19 protein-coding genes and 2 pseudogenes are annotated in these 23,554 nt (G+C 64.3%); 13 read left to right on the top strand and 8 right to left on the bottom strand.

Going from position 1 to position 23,554, the window contains the following annotated elements; genetic code table 11:
- The first annotated feature begins 11 nt into the window (after positions 1-11).
- A complete protein-coding gene (locus UN84_RS17200; RefSeq protein WP_052719338.1) occupies positions 12-1,358 on the top strand; it encodes a uracil-xanthine permease family protein in 1,347 nt (448 codons plus the stop codon).
- Between the two features lie 188 nt (positions 1,359-1,546).
- A complete protein-coding gene (locus tag UN84_RS17195; RefSeq protein WP_046079021.1) occupies positions 1,547-2,383 on the top strand; it encodes an IclR family transcriptional regulator in 837 nt (278 codons plus the stop codon).
- Between the two features lie 173 nt (positions 2,384-2,556).
- On the opposite strand, the gene UN84_RS17190 is transcribed toward UN84_RS17195, so the two are convergent.
- A complete protein-coding gene (locus UN84_RS17190; RefSeq protein ID WP_046079020.1) occupies positions 2,557-3,021 on the bottom strand; it encodes a MarR family winged helix-turn-helix transcriptional regulator in 465 nt (154 codons plus the stop codon).
- A gap of 124 nt (positions 3,022-3,145) precedes the next feature.
- Here UN84_RS17190 and hmgA point away from each other — a divergent pair, with 124 nt between their 5' ends.
- The 6 genes from hmgA (at position 3,146) to UN84_RS17160 (ending at position 10,119) form a co-directional block, all read left to right on the top strand.
- A complete protein-coding gene (gene hmgA / locus UN84_RS17185; protein ID WP_046079019.1) occupies positions 3,146-4,453 on the top strand; it encodes a homogentisate 1,2-dioxygenase in 1,308 nt (435 codons plus the stop codon).
- Positions 4,454-4,515: 62 nt separating this feature from the next.
- Positions 4,516-5,535 carry a fumarylacetoacetate hydrolase family protein gene (locus UN84_RS17180; RefSeq protein ID WP_046079018.1) on the top strand — a complete coding sequence of 340 codons (1,020 nt, stop codon included), beginning with the start codon at positions 4,516-4,518 and terminating at the stop codon, positions 5,533-5,535.
- Between the two features lie 11 nt (positions 5,536-5,546).
- Positions 5,547-6,191 carry a maleylacetoacetate isomerase gene (gene maiA / locus UN84_RS17175; protein WP_046079017.1) on the top strand — a complete coding sequence of 215 codons (645 nt, stop codon included), beginning with the start codon at positions 5,547-5,549 and terminating at the stop codon, positions 6,189-6,191.
- Between the two features lie 318 nt (positions 6,192-6,509).
- On the top strand, positions 6,510-8,156 hold the full coding sequence (locus tag UN84_RS17170; protein WP_046079016.1) for a GMC family oxidoreductase: 1,647 nt from the start codon (positions 6,510-6,512) through the stop codon (positions 8,154-8,156).
- Between the two features lie 180 nt (positions 8,157-8,336).
- Entirely contained in the window at positions 8,337-9,686 is a 1,350-nt protein-coding gene (locus UN84_RS17165) for an NAD(P)/FAD-dependent oxidoreductase (protein WP_161796807.1), read from the top strand.
- 73 nt (positions 9,687-9,759) lie between these two features.
- Positions 9,760-10,119, top strand: coding sequence for a cupin domain-containing protein (locus UN84_RS17160; RefSeq protein ID WP_046079014.1), 360 nt, complete (start codon positions 9,760-9,762; stop codon positions 10,117-10,119).
- A 54-nt stretch (positions 10,120-10,173) separates the two neighbouring features.
- Here UN84_RS17160 and UN84_RS17155 read toward each other — a convergent pair whose 3' ends face one another.
- The 4 genes from UN84_RS17155 to UN84_RS17140 all read right to left on the bottom strand — a co-directional run bounded on the left by UN84_RS17155 (position 10,174) and on the right by UN84_RS17140 (position 13,898).
- Complete coding sequence (locus UN84_RS17155) at positions 10,174-10,887, bottom strand: helix-turn-helix transcriptional regulator (RefSeq protein ID WP_046079013.1); 714 nt, start codon at positions 10,885-10,887, stop codon at positions 10,174-10,176.
- Positions 10,888-10,963: 76 nt separating this feature from the next.
- Positions 10,964-12,280, bottom strand: a complete 1,317-nt coding sequence (locus tag UN84_RS17150; protein ID WP_046079012.1) for a TRAP transporter large permease — start codon at positions 12,278-12,280, stop codon at positions 10,964-10,966.
- Positions 12,277-12,777 (bottom strand): TRAP transporter small permease, encoded by a 501-nt coding sequence (locus UN84_RS17145; protein ID WP_082090872.1) that lies wholly within the window; start codon positions 12,775-12,777, stop codon positions 12,277-12,279. The genes UN84_RS17150 and UN84_RS17145 overlap by 4 nt, the downstream gene beginning before the upstream one ends.
- A 44-nt stretch (positions 12,778-12,821) precedes the next feature.
- Positions 12,822-13,898: a TRAP transporter substrate-binding protein gene (locus UN84_RS17140; protein WP_237022339.1), complete on the bottom strand. Its 1,077-nt coding sequence runs from the start codon at positions 13,896-13,898 to the stop codon at positions 12,822-12,824.
- Between the two features lie 491 nt (positions 13,899-14,389).
- Between UN84_RS17140 and UN84_RS17135 the strand changes: the two genes are divergently transcribed.
- The 5 genes and pseudogenes from UN84_RS17135 to UN84_RS17120 all read left to right on the top strand — a co-directional run bounded on the left by UN84_RS17135 (position 14,390) and on the right by UN84_RS17120 (position 20,081).
- Entirely contained in the window at positions 14,390-16,285 is a 1,896-nt protein-coding gene (locus tag UN84_RS17135; protein ID WP_046079010.1) for an FAD-binding monooxygenase, read from the top strand.
- A 356-nt stretch (positions 16,286-16,641) separates the two neighbouring features.
- Positions 16,642-17,631: a PDR/VanB family oxidoreductase gene (locus UN84_RS17130; RefSeq protein WP_046080354.1), complete on the top strand. Its 990-nt coding sequence runs from the start codon at positions 16,642-16,644 to the stop codon at positions 17,629-17,631.
- A gap of 25 nt (positions 17,632-17,656) precedes the next feature.
- Positions 17,657-17,977, top strand: a pseudogene (locus tag UN84_RS17560) (Rieske 2Fe-2S domain-containing protein); the annotation flags it as partial.
- A gap of 189 nt (positions 17,978-18,166) precedes the next feature.
- Positions 18,167-18,760: pseudogene (locus UN84_RS17555) on the top strand (aromatic ring-hydroxylating dioxygenase subunit alpha); the annotation flags it as partial.
- 100 nt (positions 18,761-18,860) lie between these two features.
- Entirely contained in the window at positions 18,861-20,081 is a 1,221-nt protein-coding gene (locus UN84_RS17120; protein ID WP_046079008.1) for a DcaP family trimeric outer membrane transporter, read from the top strand.
- A 142-nt stretch (positions 20,082-20,223) separates the two neighbouring features.
- Here UN84_RS17120 and UN84_RS17115 read toward each other — a convergent pair whose 3' ends face one another.
- The 3 genes from UN84_RS17115 to hpaA all read right to left on the bottom strand — a co-directional run bounded on the left by UN84_RS17115 (position 20,224) and on the right by hpaA (position 23,428).
- On the bottom strand, positions 20,224-21,009 hold the full coding sequence (locus tag UN84_RS17115; RefSeq protein ID WP_046079007.1) for a helix-turn-helix transcriptional regulator: 786 nt from the start codon (positions 21,007-21,009) through the stop codon (positions 20,224-20,226).
- A 208-nt stretch (positions 21,010-21,217) separates the two neighbouring features.
- A complete protein-coding gene (locus UN84_RS17110) occupies positions 21,218-22,447 on the bottom strand; it encodes a Bcr/CflA family multidrug efflux MFS transporter (RefSeq protein WP_046079006.1) in 1,230 nt (409 codons plus the stop codon).
- A gap of 84 nt (positions 22,448-22,531) precedes the next feature.
- Complete coding sequence (gene hpaA / locus UN84_RS17105; RefSeq protein WP_046079005.1) at positions 22,532-23,428, bottom strand: 4-hydroxyphenylacetate catabolism regulatory protein HpaA; 897 nt, start codon at positions 23,426-23,428, stop codon at positions 22,532-22,534.
- Positions 23,429-23,554 lie beyond the last annotated feature (126 nt).

The following is a 23,554-nucleotide window of genomic DNA, read 5'->3' as shown; positions in this document are numbered from 1 at the left end:
GAGCCACCACCATGTCGACCCCCGAAACCGCCGGCGAGGCGGCTACACCACGGGTGCGCAGCACCCACGACGTCAATACCATGCCGCCCCTGCGCCGGGCCATTCCGCTGGGGCTGCAGCACGTGCTGGCGATGTTCGTCGGCAACGTCACCGTGCCGATCATCATCGCCGGCGCCGCCGACCTGCCCGAGGACCAGACCGCCTTCATGATCCAGGCGGCGATGTTCGTCGCCGGCATCGCGACCCTGGTGCAGTCGCTGGGGCTGGGGCCGATCGGCGCCCGCCTGCCGATCGTCATGGGCACCAGCTTCGGCTTCGTGCCGGTGCTGATTCCCATCGCCGTGGGCATGGGCCTGCCGGCCGCGCTCGGCGCGGCGCTGTGCGGCGGCATCGCCATGGCGCTGGTGGGGCTCTTCCTGCCCTGGTTCCGCTTCCTGTTCCCGCCGGTGGTCACCGGCACCTTCGTGATCATGCTCGGCACCCTGCTGATGCCGGTGGGCTTCGCCTACGCCGGCGGCGGCTTCGGCGCCGAGGACTTCGGAGCCCTGCACAACCTGCTGCTGGCGGCGCTGGTGCTGCTGGTCACCCTGGGCCTGCACCAGTTCGGCCGCGGCATCTGGTCCGAGGCCGCGCCGCTGATCGGCCTGGTCGCGGGCTACGCGACGGCCACCGCCTTCGGCCTGGTCGACTTCGGCCAGATCGCCTCGGCGGACTGGGTCTCGCTGCCCATGCCGCTGACCATCGGCCTCGAGTTCCACCTGGCCGCCATCCTGCCGGTGGTGCTGCTGGCGGTGGTGACCTGCGCCGAGTCGATCGGCGACATCGTCGGCACCACCGCCGGGGGCCTCGACCGCGAACCCACGGCCAAGGAGCTCTCCGGCGGGGTAATGGCCGACGGCCTGGCCAGCGTGTTCGCCGCCCTGTTCAACGCCTTCCCGCAGATCAGCTTCAGCCAGAACGTCGGCATGGTGGCGCTGACCGGCGTGGTCAGCCGCTTCGTGGTGGCCATCGGCGGCGTCTTCCTGGTGCTGGCGGGGCTGCTGCCCAAGCTCGGCGGGCTGATCTCGAGCATCCCCAACGCCGTGCTCGGCGGGGCGGTGCTGATCATGTTCGGCATGATCGCCAGCGCCGGCATCAAGATGCTGTCCCACATCCCCTTCAACCGCCGCAACATGGTGATCATCGGCGTCTCGCTGTCGGCGGCCATCGGCCTGCCGGCCCAGGAAGGGCTCTACGCCGGCCTCTCCGACAACGTCCAGGCGATCATCGAGTCCGGGCTGATCCCCGGCGCGCTGTGCGCCATCGTGCTCAACCTGGTGCTGCCCGGCAGCGACCGCGTGTTCCGCAACGACGTCTGACGCGCGGGCCGTTTCACTTTCCCCGCCATTCCACGGCGCACTCCCGGCCGCCTCGCCCGAGGCGGCCGTCTCGTTTGTTCCTTCCGCTCAGGCCGGCAAGTTGGAAACCATTTCCGCTGGCGAGACAGGCCAAGCATGACGCGGTATGCTGCAAGACTACTCGAGCAGTCGCAGCAGGAGATCAGGCAGTGAGTGAAGGCAAGCGCAGAACGGCGGGACGCCCGGCAAGCGGCAAGGGCAGCGGCGGTCACAGCCAGTCTCTGGTGCGCGGACTCAACCTGCTGGAGCGCCTGGCGGGCAATCCCGGCGGCCTGGCGCTGTCCGAGATCGCCGAGCAGGCCGACCTCGCCCCCTCCACCACCCATCGGCTGCTCCAGGCCCTGCAGAGCCAGGGCTTCATCACCCAGGACAACGAGCTCGGGCTGTGGAAGATCGACGTCAAGACCTTCCGCATCGGCAACAGCTTCCTCGAGGCCCGCGACTTCGTCGCCGCCAGCCGGCCCTTCCTGCGCCGGCTGACCGCCCAGACGGGCGAGACCGCCAACCTCGGCGTGCGCGACGGCAGCACCGCGGTGTTCCTGGCCCAGAGCGAATCGCCGCAGATGATGCGCATGATCACCCGCCTGGGCTCCCGGGCGCCGCTGCACGCCTCCGGCGTGGGCAAGGCGCTGATGGCCTGGCTGCCCGACGACGAGCTGGAGCGGGTGCTCGACGAACGCGGCCTGGCACGGGTGACCGTCAACACCCTCCACGACCCGGTGACGCTGCGCGAGAGCCTGGCCGAGATCCGCCGCCAGGGCTACGCCTGCGACCGCGAGGAGCACGCCATCGGCCTGCAGTGCGTGGCCGCCTGCATCCACGACGAGCAGGGCACTCCGCTGGCCGCCATCTCGGTCTCCGGCCCCAAGGCGCGGATCCCCGAGGAGCGCCTGGACGAGCTCGGCGCGCAGATCCGCGAAGCCGCCGAGGAGATCACCGCCCGGCTGGGCGGCCGCATTCCCGCCGCCGACGAACTGCCGGCCTGATCCAACCGCTTTCCCCAGGCGGTGTTTGAAAAGTCAGCGAGCGAAGGATAGACAAGGCAAAAATCAGCGAGAAGCCAGAGTTTACGGGGTGTAAATGAGGACTTTGACCGGGCTCGCGCACGAGCTGATTTTTAACGCCGTATAGCCGAGCGCAGCCACTTTTCAGGCATCGCCTACGACTCCAGCTTCGTCAGCTGGCTCTCCAGCCGGCTCATCAGCTCGAACAGCTGGCGATACTCGTCGATCGACAGCGGCGCCACCAGCGCCGCCTCCCAGGCCCGCGCCTCGGGAATCAGCTGCGCCAGCAGCGCCTCGCCCGCCGCGGTCAGCCTGAGCTCGTGGCGGCGCTGATCCTCCGGCGAGGGCCGCCGGCGGATCAACTCCCGCGCCTCCAGCCCCTGCACCGCCCGCGAGACCCGCGCCTTGTCCATGCGTGTGGCCTCGCGAATCTGCTTGGCGGTCAGCTCCTCGCGATGATGCAGCCAGGCCAGCACCCGCCACTGGGCCACGGTCAGGTCGTGGCGGGTCTCGTAGAGGCGCGCCAGCGCCTGGCTGATGCGGTCGGCCAGGTGGTTGAGGCGATAGGGCAGGAAGTGGTCGAGGTCGAAGCGTTCCGCGGGGGCATCATCAGGCGTCATGGGCATCTCGTCGGGGCGGTGTCGGGCGTACTACCAAGGTCGCGTGATGGTTGCATATGAAACCAATGGGGGCTAGCCTGCCCATATAGTTTCATTTGAAACCATATCCCGCGAGGGCAACACAATGACAACACCGCTCGACCATCAGCCGGGCTTTCGCAACCACTTCGCCAGCGAGGCGCTGCCGGGCGCGCTGCCCGAGGGCCAGAACTCGCCCCAGCGCTGCCCTTACGGCCTCTACGCCGAGCAGCTCTCCGGCTCGGCCTTCACCGCGCCGCGCTCCCACAACCTGCGCAGCTGGCTGTATCGCATCCGCCCTTCGGTGGCGCAGAGCGCCTACGAGCCGCTCGACGCCGGCCGCGTGGCCACCGCGCCGCCGGCGCGACCCGCCGCCGACCCCAACCAGATGCGCTGGGACCCGCTGCCGCTGCCCGAGGCGCCCACCGACTTCCTCGACGGCCTGCTGACCGTCGCCGTCAACGGCGATGCCGCCACCCAGACCGGCTGCGGCGTGCATCTCTACGCCTGCAACCGCGACATGACCGAGCGCTTCTTCTATGACGCCGACGGCGAGCTGCTGATCGTGCCCCAGCTCGGCGCCCTGCGGCTGCGCACCGAGTTCGGCGAGCTCGAGATCGGCGGCGGCGAGATCGCGGTGATCCCGCGCGGGGTCAAGTTCCAGGTGCGCCTGGCCAGTGATTGCGAGCAGGCCCGCGGCTACGTCTGCGAGAACTACGGCAGCCCCTTCGAGCTGCCAGGCCTGGGGCCGATCGGCGCCAACGGCCTGGCCAACCCGCGCGACTTCCTGGCCCCGGTGGCCGCCTTTGAAGAGGTCGAGGGCGACATCGAGCTGGTGGCCAAGTTCTCCGGGCGCTTCTGGCGCACCCGGCTCGATCATTCGCCGCTGGACGTGGTGGCCTGGCACGGCAACTACGCGCCCTACAAGTACGACCTGGCCAACTTCAACACCGTCAACACGGTGAGCTTCGACCATCCCGACCCGTCGATCTTCACCGTGCTGACCTCGCCGTCGGACACCGCCGGCACCGCCAACATCGACTTCGTGATCTTCCCGCCGCGCTGGATGGTCGCCGAGGACACCTTCCGCCCGCCCTACTTCCATCGCAACCTGATGAGCGAGTTCATGGGCCTGATCCACGGCGAATACGACGCCAAGGCGGAGGGCTTCTTGCCCGGCGGCGCCAGCCTGCACAACGCCATGTCGCCCCACGGCCCGGACGCCGAGACCTTCGACAAGGCCACCCACGCCGAGCTCGAGCCCCGGTATCAGGGCGACACCCTGGCCTTCATGTTCGAGAGCCGCTACGTCTTCCAGCCCACCGAGACGGCGCTGGCGGCGGACTTCCGCCAGCGCGACTACGTCGACGTATGGCAGGGGCTGGGCTCGCACTTCGATCCGGACAAGCGCTGAGTTCCGCCGTCGCCAATCCCCCTGACAACGCACTCACACGATCTCAATAACAGGAACGCCCCATGAAACTCGCCACCCTGAACGTCGGCCGCGACGGCGAACTGATCGTCGTCTCCCGTGACCTGACCCGCGCCGTGCGCGCCACCGATATCGCCGCCACCCTGCAGCAGGCGATCGAGCGCTGGGACGAGCTCGCCCCGCGCCTCGAGGAGCGCTACGCCGCGCTCAACACCAGTCGCGCCGAGGGCGCCTTCGACCTCGACATGGCCGCCCTGCACTCGCCGCTGCCGCGCACTTACCACTGGGCCGATGGCTCCGCCTATCTCAACCACGTGCAGTTGGTGCGCCGTGCCCGCGACGCCGAGATGCCCGAGACCTTCTGGACCGACCCGCTGATGTACCAGGGCGGCGGCGACAGCTTCCTGGCGCCCACCGAGGACATCGAGGCCGTCAGCGAGGACCACGGCATCGACTTCGAGGGCGAGCTCGCGGTGATCACCGACGACGTGCCGATGGCGGTGACGCCGGAGCAGGCCGCCGGCCACATCAAGCTGATCATGCTGGTCAATGACGTCAGCCTGCGCGGCCTGATCCCCGGCGAGCTGGCCAAGGGCTTCGGCTTCTTCCAGGCCAAGCCGGCCTCCAGCTTCTCGCCGATCTGCGTGACCCCGGACGAGCTGGGCGACGCTTGGCAGGACGGCCGCGTCCACCTGCCGCTGACCGTGCACCTGAACGGCGAGAAGTTCGGCGAACCCGAGGCCGGCCCGGACATGATCTTCGGCTTCCCCGAGCTGGTCGCCCACGCCGCCCGCACCCGCCACCTGGGCGCCGGCGCCGTGGTCGGCTCAGGCACCGTGTCCAATCCCGATGCCGACGGCGGCCCCGGCAAGCCGGTGGCCGACGGCGGCGTGGGCTACAGCTGCCTGGCCGAGGTGCGCATGGTCGAGAAGATCCTCCACGGCGAGAGCCGCACCCCCTTCATGCACTTCGGCGACCGGGTGCGCATCGAGATGTTCGACCGCGAGGGCCAGAGCATCTTCGGCGCCATCGACCAGCGGGTCGTGAAGCACGAGGCGAACTGAGGAGACCGGCCATGACCACGCTCTACGGCTATTTCCGCTCGTCCGCCGCCTACCGGGTGCGCATCGCACTGAACCTCAAGGGGCTGGCCTATGACCAGGACCCGGTCGACCTGGTGGCCGGCGAGCAGCGCGGCGAAGGCTATCTGGCCGACAATCCCCAGGGCCTGGTGCCGACGCTGGTCACCGACGACGGCCTGCGGCTGACCCAGTCGCTGGCCATCTGCGAGTACCTGGAAGAGGTTCACCCCGAGCCGGCCCTGCTGCCCGGGGATCCCGCCGAGCGCGCCCGGGTGCGCGCCTTGGCCCAGCTGGTGGCCTGCGAGATGCACCCGCCGAACAACCTGCGGGTGCTCAAGTACCTGACCGGTGAGCTCGGCGTCGACGACGCGGCCAGGCTGGCCTGGTATCACCACTGGGTCCATGAGGGCTTCACGGCACTGGAAGCCATGCTCAGCCGCGAGGCCGGCAGCGGCGAGTTCTGCCACGGCGACGCCCCGACCCTGGCCGACGCCTGCCTGGTGCCCCAGGTGTTCAACGCCGAGCGCTTCGAGTGTGACCTCTCGGCCTACCCGCGCATCCGACGCATCGCCGACAATGCCCGTGCCCTGGATGCCTTCCGGCGCGCCGCCCCGGGCGAGCAGCCGGACGCGCGCTGAGCTCGAAATGCGCCAGGGATGAAGGATGAAGGGCGTCGTTCAGGCGACGCTCTTCTCCATCTTCTCCACACGCCTCCCCCACCATCCGCCATGCATCGGCGGCATCCCAGCGTGCGTGACAGCCCCTTGGCAGGAGTGATCGCCGCACCACCAAAGTCTCATTCGCCTAACCGATTATAAGAAAAGGATAATTTTCCCGATGGCACGCTGAGTCAAGGCGCTGGCAGGTAGGGTCAATAAAATCCCCATACATCCCTTAGCGTCTCCCTGGGAATCCGGGAGGCATCTCCACGATGCCCGAACTCAGGGAGAGACAAGATGAGCAAGCATTTCGACTATATCGTCGTGGGTGCCGGGTCGGCAGGATGCGTCCTGGCTCACCGGCTGATAGAGCAAACCGATGCCCGTGTGCTGCTGCTGGAAGCCGGCGGACAAGACAGCTCTCTGCTGGTGAGAATGCCCGCCGCCGTCGGCAAGGCGATTCCGATCAAGACATGGGAGTACATGACGGCCCCTCACCCCGCGACGGGCAACCGCAGCATGTCCATCGCGCAAGGCAAGCTGCTGGGTGGCAGCAGCTCCGTCAATGGCATGGTCTACATTCGCGGGCACCGGGAAGACTATGACCGCTGGGTCAGTGAATACGGCTGCGAAGGCTGGGGCTACGATGACCTTCTTCCCTGGTTCATCGAGTCGGAAGGGAACGAGTCCCTCTCTTCCGAGCTGCACGGCACACAGGGGCCGCTGAAGGTCAGCGAGAACCGCTATCGTCATCCCCTCACCCAGGCCTTCATTCGGTCGGGGCAGGAAATCGGCCTTCCCTATGTCAACGACTTCAACGACAACCTTCGCCAGGGCGTCGGCTACTACCAGACCACCACCTTCAAGGGAGAGCGCTGCAGTTCCGCCAAGGCCTATCTCGAGCCGGTCAAGCATAGCGCGCGCCTCACGGTCATCACCTCCGCGCAGGTACAACGGCTCCTCTTCGAGGGCAATCGGGCGACAGGACTGGTGGCGAGCATCAAGGGGGGAGAAGAGGTTCACTACCACGCAGACCGTGAAGTGATTCTGTCCGCGGGCGCCATCGGTAGTCCACGCATCCTGATGCTATCGGGCATCGGCGATGCCTCGCACCTGGACGACCTCGGCGTCGACTGCCGGGCCTCCCTGCCCGTTGGTGACAACCTGCAGGATCACCTTCACCTCTCCATCAACGCCACCCTCAAGGACCCCCTCTCGCTGTATGGAGAAGATCGCGGCCTGAAGGCGCTGCGACACGGCGGCGAATGGCTGATGTTCCGGCGGGGACTGATGACGTCCAACATCCTGGAGGCCGGCGCCTTTCTCGATACGCAGGGAGAGGGGCGGTTCGATACGCAGATCCACTTCCTGCCGGCTCTCGATACCTGGGACGACCCCAACGGCATTGGTGAAGGCAAGACCCATGGCATAACGCTCAAGGTGGGGCACCTTCAGCCAAGCTCGCGCGGCCAGGTTCGCCTGACGGCGCCATCCCCGGACGCCCCTCTGGAGATCGACGCCCGTTTCCTGGAAGACCCGGAAGACCTCGAGGCTCAGGCCCGCGCGCTCAAGGCCGGCCTCGCCTTCCTCAAGGACACCTCGCTCGCCGGTCTCGTCGACGACATCTTCTCTCCACCCGGAGCGGAGGCCATCATCGATTCCCCGAGCACCACCTCGGCGCAGGTCGAGGCATTCGTCCGCCAGTACTGCAAGACCACGTATCACCCGTCCGGCACCTGCCGCATGGGGCCATCTCCCGCCTCTTCCGTCGTCGATACCCGGCTCAAGGTACATGGCATCGAGGGGCTTCGCGTGATCGACTGCTCCGTCTTCCCCGCCTTGCCTCGTGGCAATACCAATGCGCCGACGATCGCTGTCGCCGAGAAGGCGGCCGCCATCGTCATCGATGACGCCCGTCAGGCCGACCATCCCCTGAGCGCGTAAGCCGCCCCGGGGCCAGGGGAATCGCGACATGCCGCTGCGGCCAGATGAACGCATGTCGCCCCCATGGAACGTGCTCCAGGCGTCGAGGGACTCGGTGCCGGTCGATGCCAATGCAGGGGCGGCGTCGACAGGGGGTGCCTTGCGGGACATCAGCCATATGGCCGATACCTCGAGGTGGATGTGCCGTTTCAGAATCATGACGAGCTTGAGAGGTTCAACCGCGTCACATCCGGCTTCACAGGTATCACGATGAAAGATTCAGGAAACTACTACAAGACAACGACCAACTATGATTTGGATGCCGCCTCCCTGACCTCGGATCAAACGGCGGACGTCTGTGTCATCGGCGGCGGCTACACCGGGGTCAATACCGCCATCGAGCTGGCAGAGCGCGGGATCGACGTGGTGCTTCTGGAAGCCAATGAGATCGGCTGGGGTGGTTCCGGACGCAACGGCGGGCAGGTGATCTGCGGCGTCGGGCATGAACCGGAGCTCATCAAGCAACACCTCTCCTCCGATGAGTTCTCGCAGCTCTTCGGCATGGGGCTGGAGGCCGTCCAGACGCTAAAGGGGCGTATCGACAAGTACGATATCCAGTGCGACTTCAACTGGGGATACTGTACGGTCGCCTACGATCAGAAGCGGCTTTCCGCCTTGAAGGAAATGCAGGACTTCCTGAAGCAGCAGGACTATCCCTTCGAGACGCGACTGCTGGAGGGCGACGCACTGCATCAGGTGGTCCGCGGCGAACCCTACGTCGGCGGGCTGCTGGATCGAGGATCAGGCTATCTGCACCCCCTCAATCTCGTTCAGGGCGAGGCCATGGCAGCCCAGGCGCTCGGCGTCCGCCTCTATCAGAACACGGCCGTAGAGCGGGTCGAGAAAGGCAACAAGGTCGTCGTGCATACGTCCGGCGGCAAGGTCACCGCGAATACGCTGGTCTATGCCTGCAATGCCTATCTGGACGGTCTCGAGTCGCACCTGGACGAGCGCTTCGTCACCACGAATGCCTTCAGCATCGCGACGGAACCCCTGACCGATGACCAGATACGGGCCTTCATGCCGGCACGCGCCGCGATATGCGACAACCGCCCCGTCATCGACTATTACCGTCTTAGCGCGGACAACCGGCTGCTGTTCGGCGGCGCCACGCATTTCCTCGAATACCTGCCGAGAGACCTGGAAGGGCACCTTCGCAAGAACCTGCGCAAGGTGTTCCCGCAACTTGCCGATATCGGGGTGGATCACGCCTGGAGCGGTCGCATGGCACTGGGCGCCAACCTCTTTCCACAGGTCGGCCAGCTGCCCGGCCACCCGAACATCTTCTTCGCCCAGGGATACGCCGGCTTCGGCGTGGCGCCCTCCCACCTGATCGCCAAGTCACTGGCCAAGGCCATCAGCGGTGAAGCGGGCCATTTCGACATCCTTTCCAGAGTCAAGCATTCGAGGATACTCGCCGCTCGCCCCCTCAATGCACTCTGGGTCACTGGTGGAAAGTGCTGGCACCAGATCGAGGCCAAGCTTCACTGACCCGACCCGGACGCGGATGCCATGTCTCGGCATGGACGATCCACCAACTCAGCACGACACGAGGAGAGACAACATGCTGGTGCTCAACGAAACGGCCAACAATACCGCGCTTGCCACCTTCGGCAGCGTCGCGAACCTGGGGGCCAAGGTACTGGAAGGAGACCCTCAAGCCAGCGGTGCCGCCCTGGTGGGACAGGAAGGCGACCCCCAGATCCTTGGCATCTTCGCCTGCACCCGGGGTCGGTTCCAGGTGGATCACGACTTTGCCGAACATGCCACCCTGGTCAAGGGCCGCGTCACGCTGATGGATAACGTCAGCGGTGAACGCAGAACCTTCGAACCTGGAGAGGCCTGGTACATCGCAAAGGGAGAGAATCTGGAGTGGATCATCGAGTCCGATGAGATGATCAAGCACTATCTGGCGATCTTCTGATCGATCAGAGACCGCCCGGCCTTCGATGCCTGAACGCCGGGCGGCCGAACGATGTCAGTGGCACCGTTGCTGTGAATAGAGCAAGGAAGCGATCTCCGCCTTGCCGTTGACCTGCATCTTCTCGGAGATGTGCTGAAGATGCGTCTTGATCGTGGAAAGGCTGCAGCAGAGATCCGTCGCCATGCGCTTGTTGGGCAGCCCCTGCAGCACCAGCTCCACGACCAGCCGCTCCCTGGGCGTCAGGTGAAACTCGTCACAGATGTCGCCAAGATCACGCTGACGGGGCGCCTCGAGGCAGGCCACCAGCGAGAACTGCATGAAGCCCTGCAGACGTTCCACCTTCTTCATGTCCGCGCTCGACAGCGATCCTCGATGGGGCCCCATGAAGAGCGTCATCCCCGCCGCTATGCGTCCGCCGACATGCAGATAGACTTCCACCGTCTCCAGAATCCCCCAACGCTTGAAGAAGTCGGCATAGTAAGGGTTCTCCTGCCTTTCCTTCAGCGAGACCGCCTCGCTGGAACGCAGGACCCCGTCGGCATGACGCCTGACATGGTGAGGATGAAGAGGATCGTGATGCTGGAAGTGGTCGATGTAATCCCTCTGCATGCCCGCCTGAACGCCGTGATGCTTCAGGCCGAACATCCGAGAGCGGCGATCCACCATATAGGATGCCGCCCGCGGCACATCGAAGACATCGACCAGGGTTTTCAGGCATTCGTCCTGGAGCGAGGACAGGCTGGACGGCTGAGAGAGCATGTTCTTCATTTCCACCTCGCAACGCGCATTCTTGTTCCTGGCCACGGCTTCCCGACACACCACCATCGAGGGCCCGCCTCGCTCGCTAGAGAAACAGCAAGGAAAGCGCCGGGATGCTCACCAGCAGCCCGATACGAAGCGCATCCGCGACCAGGAAGGGCACGATGCCGCGGCTGACGGTGCCCAGCGACGTCCCGGCCCCGTACTTCTGGACGATGAACAGGTTCATGCCCATGGGCGGCGTGATCAGGCCGATCTCCACCACCATCAGCGCGATGATGCCGAACCAGATCGACTTGCCCGTGGCATCCAGGCCGAACAGGTCCAGCCCCAGGACGATGGGGTAGAAGATCGGGATCGTCAGCAGGATCATCGACAGGGAGTCCATCACGCAGCCGAGCAGCAGGTAGACCACCAGGATGCACAGCAGGACGCTCAGCGGTGCCAGGCCACTGCCCATCACCCAGTCGGCCAGCTCGACGGGCAGCTGGCTCAGCGCGAGCCCGCTGTTGAGCAGGTCGGCCCCCAGCACCACCAGATAGATCATCGCCGTCGCCTCGGCGGTGCCGATCAGGCTCCGATAGAAACCCGCGCCGCGCATGCCGCCCCGCACGAAGGCGTAGCCACCACAGGCGGCGGCACCGATCGAGGCCGCCTCGGTGAGGTTGGCCCAGCCGCCGTAGATGCCGAAGATGACCACGACGAAGATCAGCATGACCGGCACCACTTCCCAGAGGGCGTCCAGCCGCTCGCGCCAGTCATGCCGCGGCGCCCGCGGGGCGTCGCGCATGGTGCGAGTCGCGACCAGCCGGATCACCACCATGTAGCCCAGCATGGCGATCAGCCCGGGAACCACGGCGGCCATGAACAGCTTGGCGATCGATTCCTGGGTCAGCACGGCGTAGATGATCAAGGGCACCGACGGCGGAATGAGGATGCCCAGGGTGCCCGCCGCGGCGACGGTACCGGCGGCCAGGCGCTTGTCGTAATGGTGGCGTTCCAGCTCGGGCAGGGCGACCTGGCTCATCGTCGTCGCCGTCGCCAGCGACGACCCGCAGATGGCACCGAAACCGGCACAGGCGCCGGCCGCCGACATCGCCAGCCCGCCTCGCCAGTGGCCGATGAAGGCCGCCGCGGCCCGGAACAGGGCCCGCGACAGCCCCCCATGGATCGCGAACTGCCCCATCAGCACGAACAGCGGGATGACCGCAAGGTCATAGCTCGAGAAGCGAGCATAGACCAGGTTGTTGAGGGTGAAGAGCAGCGCATTGGTATCGCCCTCGTTGACGATCAGGTAGCAGCCCACCCCCGCCAGGAGCATCCCCACGCCGACATGAATGCGCAGCCCCAGCATGACCATCAGGGCCGCCAGGACGATTGCCCCGATTTCCAGTCCACTCATGGATTCACCTCATGACCGTCGTCGGACCGCCGGGCGCGGACACTCGTCGCGCCTCGATACAGCGCATTCAGGACCAGCAGCACCAGGCCCGGCACCATGGCGAACTGCGGTATCCACAGCGGCACGCCCAGCATGGTGCTGGTGGAGCCGTAGCTGTAGCTGTCTGCGGCCATCAGCGCCGTGCGCCAGGCCAGCAGGGCGGCGATCCCCGCCAGTGCCACATGGCTCACGGCGAGCAGCCAGCGATTGACCACCGGCCTGAAGAGGCCGGCGACCAGGTCCACCCGGATATGGTGGTCATTCATCTCGCAGAGGGGCAGGAAGGCCGTCACGGCGACGGCGATCAGCATCTGCAGCAGCTCGATATCACCGGGAATCGGGGCGGCGAACAGCTTGCGGCCGACCAGCGAGACGAGTGACATCGCGATCAGCGCCAGGACGATGGCACCTCCCGCCAGCGCGAAACCGATCGAGAGGCGCCGCAACACTCTTTCCATCTTCACTACCCTCGTGACCCGAGTTCCACCAGGAAGCGCCCTGCTCATTGCAGGTCCGGCGCCTTCTCTTCGACGATCTTCCGCAGCCCCTCGACCAGCGACTGCCGGTCGATACCGCCGTCGTTCGACGCCGCCCAGTCATCGATGATCGAACGCGAGGCCTCGCGCATGGCGGCGTATTCTTCCTCCCCTAGCGTGATCACCGTGTGATCGTCATTGGCGACGATATCGCTGCGCACCGACTCGATAGCCCGATCCCAGGACTCGCCGAAGCGAACAGACAGCTCACGTCCGCTGAGGTCGTCCAGGATCTGGCGCAGATCGTCAGGCATCCGCTCGTAGCTGCGCTGATTCATCAGCATCGCCAGGGTAGTGACGGTAGGCGTCGCCTGATCGTCGGCCGTCTGGGTGTGATAGTGGGTCACTTCGTCCAGCTTGGTCGGCGGCACGACCTCCCAGACCGCCATGGCACCGTCGATGACGCCCTTGGCCAGGGTGTCGGCGATCTGTGCCGGCGGCATGCTGACCGGCGTTCCGCCCAGGGCGTCGATCAGCTCCGAGGCCATCCGTGTCGACGCCCTGATCCGCAGCCCCTCCATGTCGGCCATGTCGCTGACGCCGGTGTCGGCGGTATGAATGCTGCCGCCGCCATCGCTGTGGAGCGCCAGCACCTTGTAATCCGAGAAATCCTCCTGGGCATGTTGCTGGTAGAAATCCCAGGCGATCTCGCTGCCATCGACGCCGCCGTCAGGAAGCATGAAGGGCAGCTCCAGCGCCTCGCTGCGCGGGAAACGCCCGGCCGAATAGCCGAGCGCGGTCCAGGTGATATCGATCACGCCATTGCGCACCATGTCGGGCAGCTGCGCAGGCGCGCCCCCCAGCTGCATCGAGGGATAGATCTGACACTGGATCCGCTCTTCGGACCGGCTTTCCAGGTCATCGCACCAGGGCTCGATGACGTCCTGCTGGGCATTGGACATGGCGGGCAGGGGGTGCATGATGCGCAAGGTCACCGTATCGGCGGCCAGGACCGCCGGTGATGCCAGGGCGGCGCCCATCGTCAGTGACGCGAACAGTCGTTTGCTTGTTGTATTCATGATGTCTCGCCTCTCATCGATCATCGATGACGACCTGCGTCGTCGCTCTCGGCTTCATTAATATTTTAACGTTAATAACTTAACGTTTTTTAGCAGCCCCGGGGCTGCCGGTCAAACGCTCTCCCGACGCCTTGCCCCCCATCCGGCCGCCGCCATTTACTCGAATAAAAACAACAACTTATGTTAAAGAAAAGAACAGTCATACCCGGTGAGCGCCCCTGCCGCCGTAGACCAATGTCTATAGGCACAATCGCGGACCTGGCCGAAAACCGTCGCTTCGAGATGAGGCCAGCCAAGCCCCCATGAGCGACCAAGGTCTAAGACTCCCCCGTGAAAAGTACAATTTCTCCTCCGGAAAACACCTGTGCGCTCCGTGAGCGGTGAGTGAGGATGGCAGATGTCCTGACACCGGCCTGTCTCGAGCCGGAAGCGCTCGAGCGGCCACCACGGTCAGCCTCGGTGGTGTGCTCCTGCGACCCGACGGCCGGCCCGAAGAACAAACGAGGAGAGAGAAGATGCAGTTCCATCATCACGGTTACGTCTCCGGCGACCCCCGCATCGAGGCTGCCGCCGGCAGCGGCATCGATCGCCCCGACACCCTGCCGGAACACGTCGACGTGCTGATCGTCGGGGGCGGCCCGGCGGGCATGATCGCCGCCGCCCAGCTGGCGCAGTTCCCGAACATCACCACGCGGATCGTCGACCGCCGTCCCGGCCGGCTGGAAATCGGCCAGGCCGACGGCATCCAGGCCCGCAGCGTCGAGACCTTCCAGGCATTCGGCTTCGCCGGGCGGATCACCGAGGAGGCCTACCGGATCAGCGAGATGGCCTTCTGGGCACCGGACCCGGAGCGGCCGGCGAACATCGCTCGCTCCTCCGTGGCCCTCGACGATGACGGCGGAAGGATCAGCGAGTTCCCGCACCTGATCGTCAACCAGGCCCGCGTGCTGGACTACTTCGCCGAGTTCGCCAAAAACTCGCCGGCCCGGCTGGAGCCCGACTACGGCCTGCAGTTCCTGGGGCTCGACATCGATCATGGCAAGGAATACCCGATCACCGTGACGCTGCAGCATGTCGCGGGCGAGCAGGAAGGACAGCAACGCACGGTCAAGGCCAGGTACGTGGTGGGCTGCGACGGAGCGCACAGCGGCGTGCGCAAGGCGATCGGGCGCAAGCACCTGGGCAAGGTGGCCAACCACGCCTGGGGCGTGATGGACGTGCTCGCGGAGACCAACTTCCCGGACATCCGCACCAAGTGCGCCATCCAGTCCGCCAGCGGCGGCAGCATCCTGCTCATTCCGCGTGAAGGCGGTCACCTGTTCCGGATGTACGTCGATCTCGGCGAGGTGGCCGAGGACGACAACCGCCAGATTCGAAAAACCACCCTGGAAGCCACCGTCGCCAAGGCCAACCAGATCCTGCATCCCTACACCCTGGAGGTGAAGGACTGCGCCTGGTACACCGTCTATGAGGTGGGCCACCGCGTCACCGACAAGTTCGACGACGTGCCCACCGAGGAAGAGGGGACGCGCATGCCGCGCGTCTTCATCGCCGGCGACGCCTGCCATACCCACAGCGCCAAGGCCGGCCAGGGCATGAACGTCTCCATGCAGGACGGCTTCAACATCGCCTGGAAGCTGGGGCATGTGCTCACCGGCATCGCCCCGGAAGCCCTGCTGGCCACCTACTCCAGCGAGCGCCAGGAGGTCGCCCAGAACCTGATCGATTTCGACCGGGAGTGGTCCAGCCTGATGGCCAAGCCCGCCGAGGAGTTCGAGGATCCCCAGGAGCTGGCGGACTTTTACGTCAAGACCGCCGAATTCCCGGCCGGCTTCATGACCGAGTACCGGGAGTCGATGATCACCGGCAACACGGCACATCAGTCTCTGGCGACCGGCTTCCCGGTGGGCAAGCGATTCAAGTCGGCGCCGGTCATGCGAGTCTGCGACGGCAACCCCGTGCACCTGGGGCATCACGCCACGGCCGACGGCCGCTGGCGCGTCTATGCCTTCGCCGACAGCGCCCGCCCGGGCGAGGATTCCCGCCTGGCCGCCTGGGCCGGGTGGCTGCTGAACTCCCCGGACTCGCCGGTGGTGAAGTACACCCCGGCGAGCGGCGACCTTGACAGCCTGTTCGACGTCAAGGCGATCTACCAGCAGCCCCATGGCGAGGTCGAACACGGGCCGACGATCCCCGACATCTTCATGCCGAAGGTCGGCCCCTTCCAGCTGACCGACTACGAGAAGGTCTACGCCATCAATCCCGAGGCGGACATCTTCGAGGCCCGCGGCATCGACCGTCAGGGTGCCGTCATCGTGGTTCGACCCGATCAATACGTCTCGCTGGTGCTGCCCCTGGACGCCATGGAAGAACTGGCCGCGTTCTTCGACAAGGCCATGGGCATGGCATGACGCTCGAGCTTCACGCAGGCCGCATCCGGCCCTGACGGCCAGGTATCGTGCCTGCCTTGGGTGGCGCCCTCTCGGGCGCCACCCGTCGTCGCACCGCTCCCCTCCCCGCGAGTTAGTCAGGCCCTACGACAACGGCCTGACGCCTCGCCCCCCGTAATGCGGTCTCCTTCCCCATGCGGCCCCTTGCCCATGCGTACGGCGACAGAGCCCCGCTTCGACCTTCGTCGTACATCCCGCAGGGGACAGACAGTCCGTCGCCTTCTTGTCATCTTGTGCTCCATCAGGGCTTCTCGCATGAGCCGGTATCGTGGGAAACACAACAAAGGCGAAGCCCGAGAATGCATCAGGGGGGAAGTATGAGCTTGTCTAGAAAAGACCATTTCGAGTTGAAGGTGACCCGGCGCATCGCGGAAGCGAAGGATGTCACGGTACTGGAGCTATGCGACCCGAATGGACGCCCGTTACCCAGCTTTTCTCCGGGGGCACACCTGGAGGTCAAGTTGAACGGTTCTCTTGTCCGCCATTACTCCCTTCTCAACGACAGCCGGGAAAACCACCGCTATGTGATCGGCGTGGGCTTGAGTGCGGAGAGCGCCGGTGGCTCAAGCTACATTCATGGCCATGTGCGTGAGGGCGATACCCTGACGGTATCCTCGCCTCGCAACAATTTCCCGCTGGATACGTCTGCCGAGCGCTATTGCTTCATCGCCGGCGGCATTGGCATCACTCCGATCCTGAGCATGGTGAGATGGTGCATCAACAACGGAAAGGAATGGCGCCTGTTTTACACGACCCGCTGTCGGCAGCGCGCGGCATTCTACGAAGAACTCCAATCGCTGGGAGCCTCCGCGGAACAGCTCAACTTCCACTTCAATGACGAGCATTCAGGTGCCTTCCTTGAGCTGGACGACATCGCCAGCCAGATGGCTCCCGACGAGCACGTATACTGCTGCGGCCCGGACCCGCTGATGCAGAACGTCAAGAGGGTCATGACCGATCACCCCGGTGAACAGGTGCATTTCGAGTGGTTCAGTGCCCCCGAAGTACCGGTTCAGGAAAGCAGCGACGACGCCCCGCAAGACGGATTCGACGTCATACTTCGCGAAAGTGGACGTACCATTCGTGTCCAGCAGGACGAGAGCATCCTCGAGGCACTGGAGGACCAGGGCGTCGAAGTGCCTTGTTCGTGTCGTGCCGGCATCTGCCGCACCTGTGAGACGACCGTTATCTCCGGCACACCGGATCATCGGGACTTCGTCCTCTCGGAAGAAGAAAAGGCCAGCGGAGATACCATGCTGATCTGCGTATCTCGTGCCAAAAGCGCCTCACTGGAAATCGATCTTTAACTAGCGAAAGTCGAGAGGAGTCATCATGACCCGTCCTTCACCGAAAATGATCGCCAGCACCCGCAAGGCAAGCAGCCGGATGGCGGATCGCGACACGCCGTTCATTTACAACGAGTGGTACGTCGGCGCCTTCTCCAGCGAGATACAGCGCGAGCTCCTGGCACGCACGCTCCTGGGAAAACGCGTCGTCTTCTACCGGACGGAGGGCGGCAGCCCGGTCGCCCTGGAAGACCGCTGCCCGCACCGCTCCTTCCCGCTGTCGGAAAGCCACCTCGAAGGCGACACGATCGTCTGTGGCTATCATGGCTTCCGCTATGACAGCCAGGGGGATCTGATCGAAGTCCCCTCGCAGAAAGAATGCCCCCGGGGCGTGGGCATCCATCGCTATCCTGTCGTGGAAAAGGGTCAGGTGGTGTGGATCTGGATGGGCGATCCGGAGCTGGCCGACGAGTCTCGCATCCCGCGACAGGCCTGGATGGAAGATGAGAACTGGGAATGCTCGTCCGGCTACCTCTATCACAAAGGCAACTATGTCAGCATGCATGAGAACCTCATGGACCTGACGCACCTGTCCTATTTGCATGCCGACACCATTGGCACGCCGGACTATGCGCGTGCACCGTATGAAGTCCAGCTTGACGAGGGCAATTACAAGCTGACACGGAATGTGGTGCCCACCACGCTGTCACCTGTCTGGGGAAAGAGCACCGGACTCGATGATCGCGATACCGCCGCCCGGATCATCACCTCCGAGTTCATCTCTCCTGCACTGCACCGTGTCAGCGGGAAGTTCTATGACTCGGCGCTCCCGGAGGAGGAGCGGGAGGAATTCCAGATTTGCACGGCCCACATCCTGACACCCGAAACCCACGGCACCATGCATTACTTCCTGGTTCATGGCCGGGATTTCGCGACCCAGGATGAGGAGGTCACGGAGTTCATGCATGAACAGCTCTTCGCGGCCTTCCACGAAGATGTCGTCGGACTGGGGATTCTGGAAGAGAGGCTGGTAGAGCACGACGAATCCGTATACGAGGTATCGGTCGCCAGTGACGCCCCTGCCATCGCCACCAGGACGTACCTCAAGAAGCGCGCCATGGAAGAGAATGATTTCGAGGCAACTTCATAAAGCGTAAACCTTGGTGCCGAGATACCCCATCGACATCACTGAACCGACAAGCTACAGCCTCGAGCTAAAATTCAACAACAAGACAGGCATGAATAGAACAATGCACAAGAAACTGACCAGCGGACTGTTAGCCGCCATTTCCGGGCTCGGAATCTGTCTTCCTGCTCAAGCTATGGAGCAAGAAGACGGATTCCAGGTAGGAAACACGACTATCTCCATGCAAGGTTTTGTCAAGCTGGATGCCATTGCCACTCGTACGGGTAGCGGCGAGTTCGCGGCCGACGAACTGCGGGATCTCTATGTCCCGTCCACGACCCCCGTCGGTGGCGATGATTCCAGCGAAAGCCTGAACATGCATGCGAAGGAGTCGCGCTTTTCTTTTCGCACCAAAACAGATGTGGGAACCGGGACGCCCATTACCGGACTTCTGGAAATGGACTTTGGCCCCGGCAGAGAAGTTCTGAACGGCACCGCAACAACCAACCGTTCTTCCGTCAACCTTCGCCATGCCTTTTTCCAATATGGCAACTGGGGATTTGGGCAGACATGGAGCACGGCCTTGTTCGGCCCCGCGATGATGGAGACGCTGAACTTCTTCGCTCTATCAGAAGGGACTCCTTCTCAACGCACGCCCCAAGTCCGCTATGAAAATGCGTCCTGGGCCATTGGCCTGGAAAGCCCTACTACAACAGCCCAGCTGACAGGAACGGACACCTCGGTGGCGAGCCTAAAGGATGACGCGACAGACAGCCTGCTTCCGGATGTCGTTGCACGATACTCCATCATGGATCCAAGTTATCAGCTCGCCTTCGTTGGCATCTTGCGTCAACTTCAGGTCGATGGAAGCGTAAACAATGCCTTTTCTGCTGGCCCGGCAACGGTCGATGACACTGAGTTGGGTTACGGTCTCGGCGCCGCCGGCAACATCGGCCTTGGAGATGAGACAAACCTGAAATTCATGGTGCTGGGCGGCAGTGGCGTCGGCCGGTACACGGGGCTCGCGTTTACTCCGGATGTGGAGATCTCGGATGATGGATCGAGCATGAATGCCGTCGATCATGTCGGCTTCAACATCGGCCTCGCACATCGTCTCAACAGCCAATGGAGAACGAATGTTGGTTTTGGCATGGAGCACGCCGACCTCAGCGGTGAGAAGCTGTCGGATAGCTCATGGAGTGGAACGGCCAACCTCCTTTACTCGCCGGTACGGGATCTGACCCTGGGAGCCGAAATCAAGCATGGCGAGAGGACGCTGGTTAATGGGGAAAGCGGCAGCCAGTCTCGCTTGCAGTTCTCGGCAAAATACAGCTTTGGACTGTAGCCGCTAGCCATAGCCACCCGACAAGGAAGGGTCCGAGGAAGGGGCTAGCGAGCCCTTCCGGAGCTTTCCTGGACATGCCGTGTCATGCTGAGCCCCTCTCCTCGAGAGGGGCGCTCCCTGCTGAGCGGGTGTTCCCGGGATGTCAATGGCTCATCATGGCAAACAGCTGATTCCTGTAGTTGATTCCCAACTTGGAGAAGGCGCGATTGCGTAGTGTCTTGACCGTCGATTCCTTGACGCCCCTCTCCGCAGCAATACCCGCATACGTCATCCCTTTCAGCATCAACAGACAGACTTCCAGCTCCTTGTCGGTCAGGTCCGGACACCGTTGTCGCAGCATCGCTGCCGCATTGTGTTCACTCTGGGACGCTTCACCGCGTATGGCGATGTGCCCCTTCACAAGCTGGAGCAGGGCCGGCGCCAGGCCCTCGAAGGCCTCGACCTCCTGATCCCTGAAGAATCCGCTTTCGGCATGCCGATAGAGGTTGAACAACACGGGGGTGCCTTGAGCATCCAGGCTCAGTGCCGACAGCCTCGCGTTCATGCCATTGTCGTGGTAAATGGCTTTCCGATAAGGCAGAAAGTCAATGTCTTCCGCCAGCATGTGTCCCACCTGGAGCTGGTTCACTCTCAAGTGATCCTCATGCATTCGCAAGAGCAGAGGGTCATGATTCTGATAGTCGTAATGGTGATAGGCTTGCCAGCATCGCCAGACCAGGTCGGCATCATGATGCCGTGTGCCAGCCATCAGCAGCGTGGGGTGGGGCCTGTCCAGCCGGATCATGGAGAAATGCTGGGACTGAACCCAATGCTCCAGGCACTCCAGCAATGACGACGAAAAGAACTCGTCCCCCATGTTCGCAATCAATCTTGTCAAGGGTTGCAGATCTTGCGCCCTGCCAGGGTCGCTGTTCCACAGATCACTCATCGCTAGCCTCAGGGTCGTCGTGTCTTTATTCTTTTATGTCGGTCTTTTCGACTTGACCGGCTGAAAGCAGCCGCTCGTCAGCGCAAGGGCTTCACCGGCCCTGCCCTCCATCAAACGCAGTGGCTGCCATGGCGTGCCCGGCCAATCGCTTTCTCTTGATACCTCATGTACGCGGCTGCGGCAGCGCCGGGATGGGGCTTCGGCGAACTCATCCGTCACCACTGATAATGGCACCTTGTCGCGCGGCTCCGCCAGGCAGGGTCAACAGCAACCCCACCAGGCTACCCAGCCCGCAGCCGGCCACGACCACGCCCATGGCCAGTGGCGTGCCGTCATGCAGCACACTGGTCAGCGCACTCATCAGTGCCCCCAGACCAAACTGGCCGGCGACGGCCAGCCCGGCGGCGGTACCGGCCAGCGAAGGGTAGAGCCCCATCAGGCTGGCGATGCTGTTGGCACCCAGCAGGCCGGTCACGCCGATGAAGAAGAACAACCCGACCACGATGGCGGGCAGCCCTCCCCAATCGTGGAAGGTGATCACTCCCAGCGCCCCTCCCGACACGGCCGCAACGCCGACGCCCAAGGCCAGCAATCGCTGGGCACCGATGCGTGTCACCAGCCTGGCGTTGAGCGACGTGAAGAGGATGACCGATACGATGTTGAGCCCGAACAGCCCGGCATACTGCCGCGGGCTGACGCCGAAGAAATCGATGTAAACGAAGGGAGAGGCCGTCAGGTAAGCGAACATGCCGGCGAAGGACAGTCCCATGCACAGCATGTAACCGACGGCGCGGCGGCTGCCCAGCACGGCCAGATACCCGTTGAGGAAGCCGCCCGGACGAGAGGCCTGCGAGCGGCCGTCATGGCTCTCGGGCAACCAGAGCATCACCGCCAGACCGCTGAGTATCGCGTATACCGCCAGGAAGGCAAAGATGCTTCGCCAGTCGCCCACTTCCATCAGCAGGCTGCCGAGCAGGGGTGCCACCAGGGTCGCCAGCATCGTGACCAGGTGCATCAGTGACAGCGTCCCCGCAGCGGCTTCGACGGGAAACAGGTCACGGACTATCGCCCGCGCCAGCACCGACGCCGCCGCACCTCCCAGGGCCTGGAAGGCCCGCCAGAATAAGAGCTGATCCACGGACTGGCTCAGGAAGCAGCCCAGAGTCGCCAGCACATACAGCCCGATGCCGAAGAGCAGCGGCCGGCGACGCCCCAGGCGATCGGACAAGGGGCCGTAAAGCAGCATGCCGACGCTGAAGCCGATCAGGAAAAAGCTGATGGTTCTCTGGACCCGGGCCTCGCTATCTGCCAGGGCCTCGGCGATCACCGGCAGGCTGGGCAGGTACATGTCGATCGACAGCGGGCCGAAGGCCACGAGCCCGGCCAGCAGCACGATGAGAAAACGCGGGGGAGAAGCTTGATATCTCGAGGTGGTCATGAGGGCCTTCGGCTCCTTGCGGGTCGGGAAAGACGGGGCTCGGCACCCGTGGCCAGCCCCCGTGACGTCGGCGCAGGCACTCGTTCAATGCGTCGAGCTGCCTTGCCGGTAGCGGGACGGCGTCACTCCGGCATGGCGGGCAAAGAACCGGCTGAAATAGCCGGGGTCGTTGAAACCTAACCGGTAGCCGATCTCGTTGACTGAGGCCGTGGTGAAGATCAGCAGCCGCCGCGCCTCCTGCATCAGGCGATCGTGGACCAGCCATTTGCTGGGCTTGCCGGCGGTACGCCGACAGATCTCGTTCAGCCGGCTCTCGGTGACCCCCAGGGCATCGGCATAGCGGGCCAGCACCCAGTGCTGCGCAAAGTGCTCTTCTATCAACCTCTGGAAGCGCTGGAACACGGCGAGGTCCTCATGACGCACCGGCTGTGCGGGCAAGGCACTGCTCGCCAGCCGGAACAGGCCGATGAAGATCAGCCGGGTCAGCGTCTGCATGGCCAGGGCGCGACCGGGCCGCGCCTCGTCGAACTCGCGGCGCAGCTCGTCGAACAGCATCTCCACGCGTGCCACCTCGGCGGCATGGCGCCCGCCGAGCCGGCCCGTGGCCACGCACAGCGGTGTCACCGCGTGCACGTCGCCAAGCTCGCCGCTCTCTTCCAGCAGGTCCCAGACCAGCTGCTGGCGAACGGTCAGCACATGGCCATCGCAGCCCTCCTCGATGACGAAGGCGTGGGTCACCGTCGGCGGGGTGAGGAAGAACATCGGCGCCTGCAGATGGAACTGCCGCTCGTCCAGATACCCCCGCACCATGCCACTCTTGACGTAGTGCACCTGGAAGAAGCGGTCGTGGCGATGCGCCGGCGAATTGTGGCCGAAAAACTCCGCCATGCGCCCCAGCGCATCGTAGTGCACCTCCGCATCGGCGTAGCGCTGGTCATAGACCTCACCGATATCGATGTTGGGTATCGACGAACCCGGCATGGCACTCCCTCCTTCGCGTCCGAAGCCGTCTGGCGCGAGGTGAAAAGCGCCGTTGACTTCATGAATATGTTAACCTATAACGTGAATATGTTAACGACTTAGCGATCGCCGCGTCTCCTGCTTTCG

The organism is Halomonas sp. HG01 (assembly GCF_000968715.2).
GTDB lineage: Bacteria > Pseudomonadota > Gammaproteobacteria > Pseudomonadales > Halomonadaceae > Halomonas > Halomonas halophila.
This window is presented reverse-complemented; position numbering and strand designations above follow the sequence as displayed.

Bases quoted from the DNA above. Each gene is read 5' to 3' on its own strand.
- UN84_RS17200 (WP_052719338.1), top strand. From the start codon at position 12: ATGTCGACCCCCGAAACCGCCGGCGAGGCGGCTACACCACGGGTGCGC.
- UN84_RS17190 (WP_046079020.1), bottom strand. From the start codon at position 3,021: ATGACGCCTGATGATGCCCCCGCGGAACGCTTCGACCTCGACCACTTC.
- hmgA (WP_046079019.1), top strand. From the start codon at position 3,146: ATGACAACACCGCTCGACCATCAGCCGGGCTTTCGCAACCACTTCGCC.
- UN84_RS17180 (WP_046079018.1), top strand. From the start codon at position 4,516: ATGAAACTCGCCACCCTGAACGTCGGCCGCGACGGCGAACTGATCGTC.
- maiA (WP_046079017.1), top strand. From the start codon at position 5,547: ATGACCACGCTCTACGGCTATTTCCGCTCGTCCGCCGCCTACCGGGTG.
- UN84_RS17170 (WP_046079016.1), top strand. From the start codon at position 6,510: ATGAGCAAGCATTTCGACTATATCGTCGTGGGTGCCGGGTCGGCAGGA.
- UN84_RS17160 (WP_046079014.1), top strand. From the start codon at position 9,760: ATGCTGGTGCTCAACGAAACGGCCAACAATACCGCGCTTGCCACCTTC.
- UN84_RS17155 (WP_046079013.1), bottom strand. From the start codon at position 10,887: ATGAAGAACATGCTCTCTCAGCCGTCCAGCCTGTCCTCGCTCCAGGAC.
- UN84_RS17150 (WP_046079012.1), bottom strand. From the start codon at position 12,280: ATGAGTGGACTGGAAATCGGGGCAATCGTCCTGGCGGCCCTGATGGTC.
- UN84_RS17145 (WP_082090872.1), bottom strand. From the start codon at position 12,777: ATGGAAAGAGTGTTGCGGCGCCTCTCGATCGGTTTCGCGCTGGCGGGA.
- UN84_RS17140 (WP_237022339.1), bottom strand. From the start codon at position 13,898: ATGATCGATGAGAGGCGAGACATCATGAATACAACAAGCAAACGACTG.
- UN84_RS17135 (WP_046079010.1), top strand. From the start codon at position 14,390: ATGCAGTTCCATCATCACGGTTACGTCTCCGGCGACCCCCGCATCGAG.
- UN84_RS17130 (WP_046080354.1), top strand. From the start codon at position 16,642: ATGAGCTTGTCTAGAAAAGACCATTTCGAGTTGAAGGTGACCCGGCGC.
- UN84_RS17120 (WP_046079008.1), top strand. From the start codon at position 18,861: ATGCACAAGAAACTGACCAGCGGACTGTTAGCCGCCATTTCCGGGCTC.
- UN84_RS17115 (WP_046079007.1), bottom strand. From the start codon at position 21,009: ATGAGTGATCTGTGGAACAGCGACCCTGGCAGGGCGCAAGATCTGCAA.
- UN84_RS17110 (WP_046079006.1), bottom strand. From the start codon at position 22,447: ATGACCACCTCGAGATATCAAGCTTCTCCCCCGCGTTTTCTCATCGTG.
- hpaA (WP_046079005.1), bottom strand. From the start codon at position 23,428: ATGCCGGGTTCGTCGATACCCAACATCGATATCGGTGAGGTCTATGAC.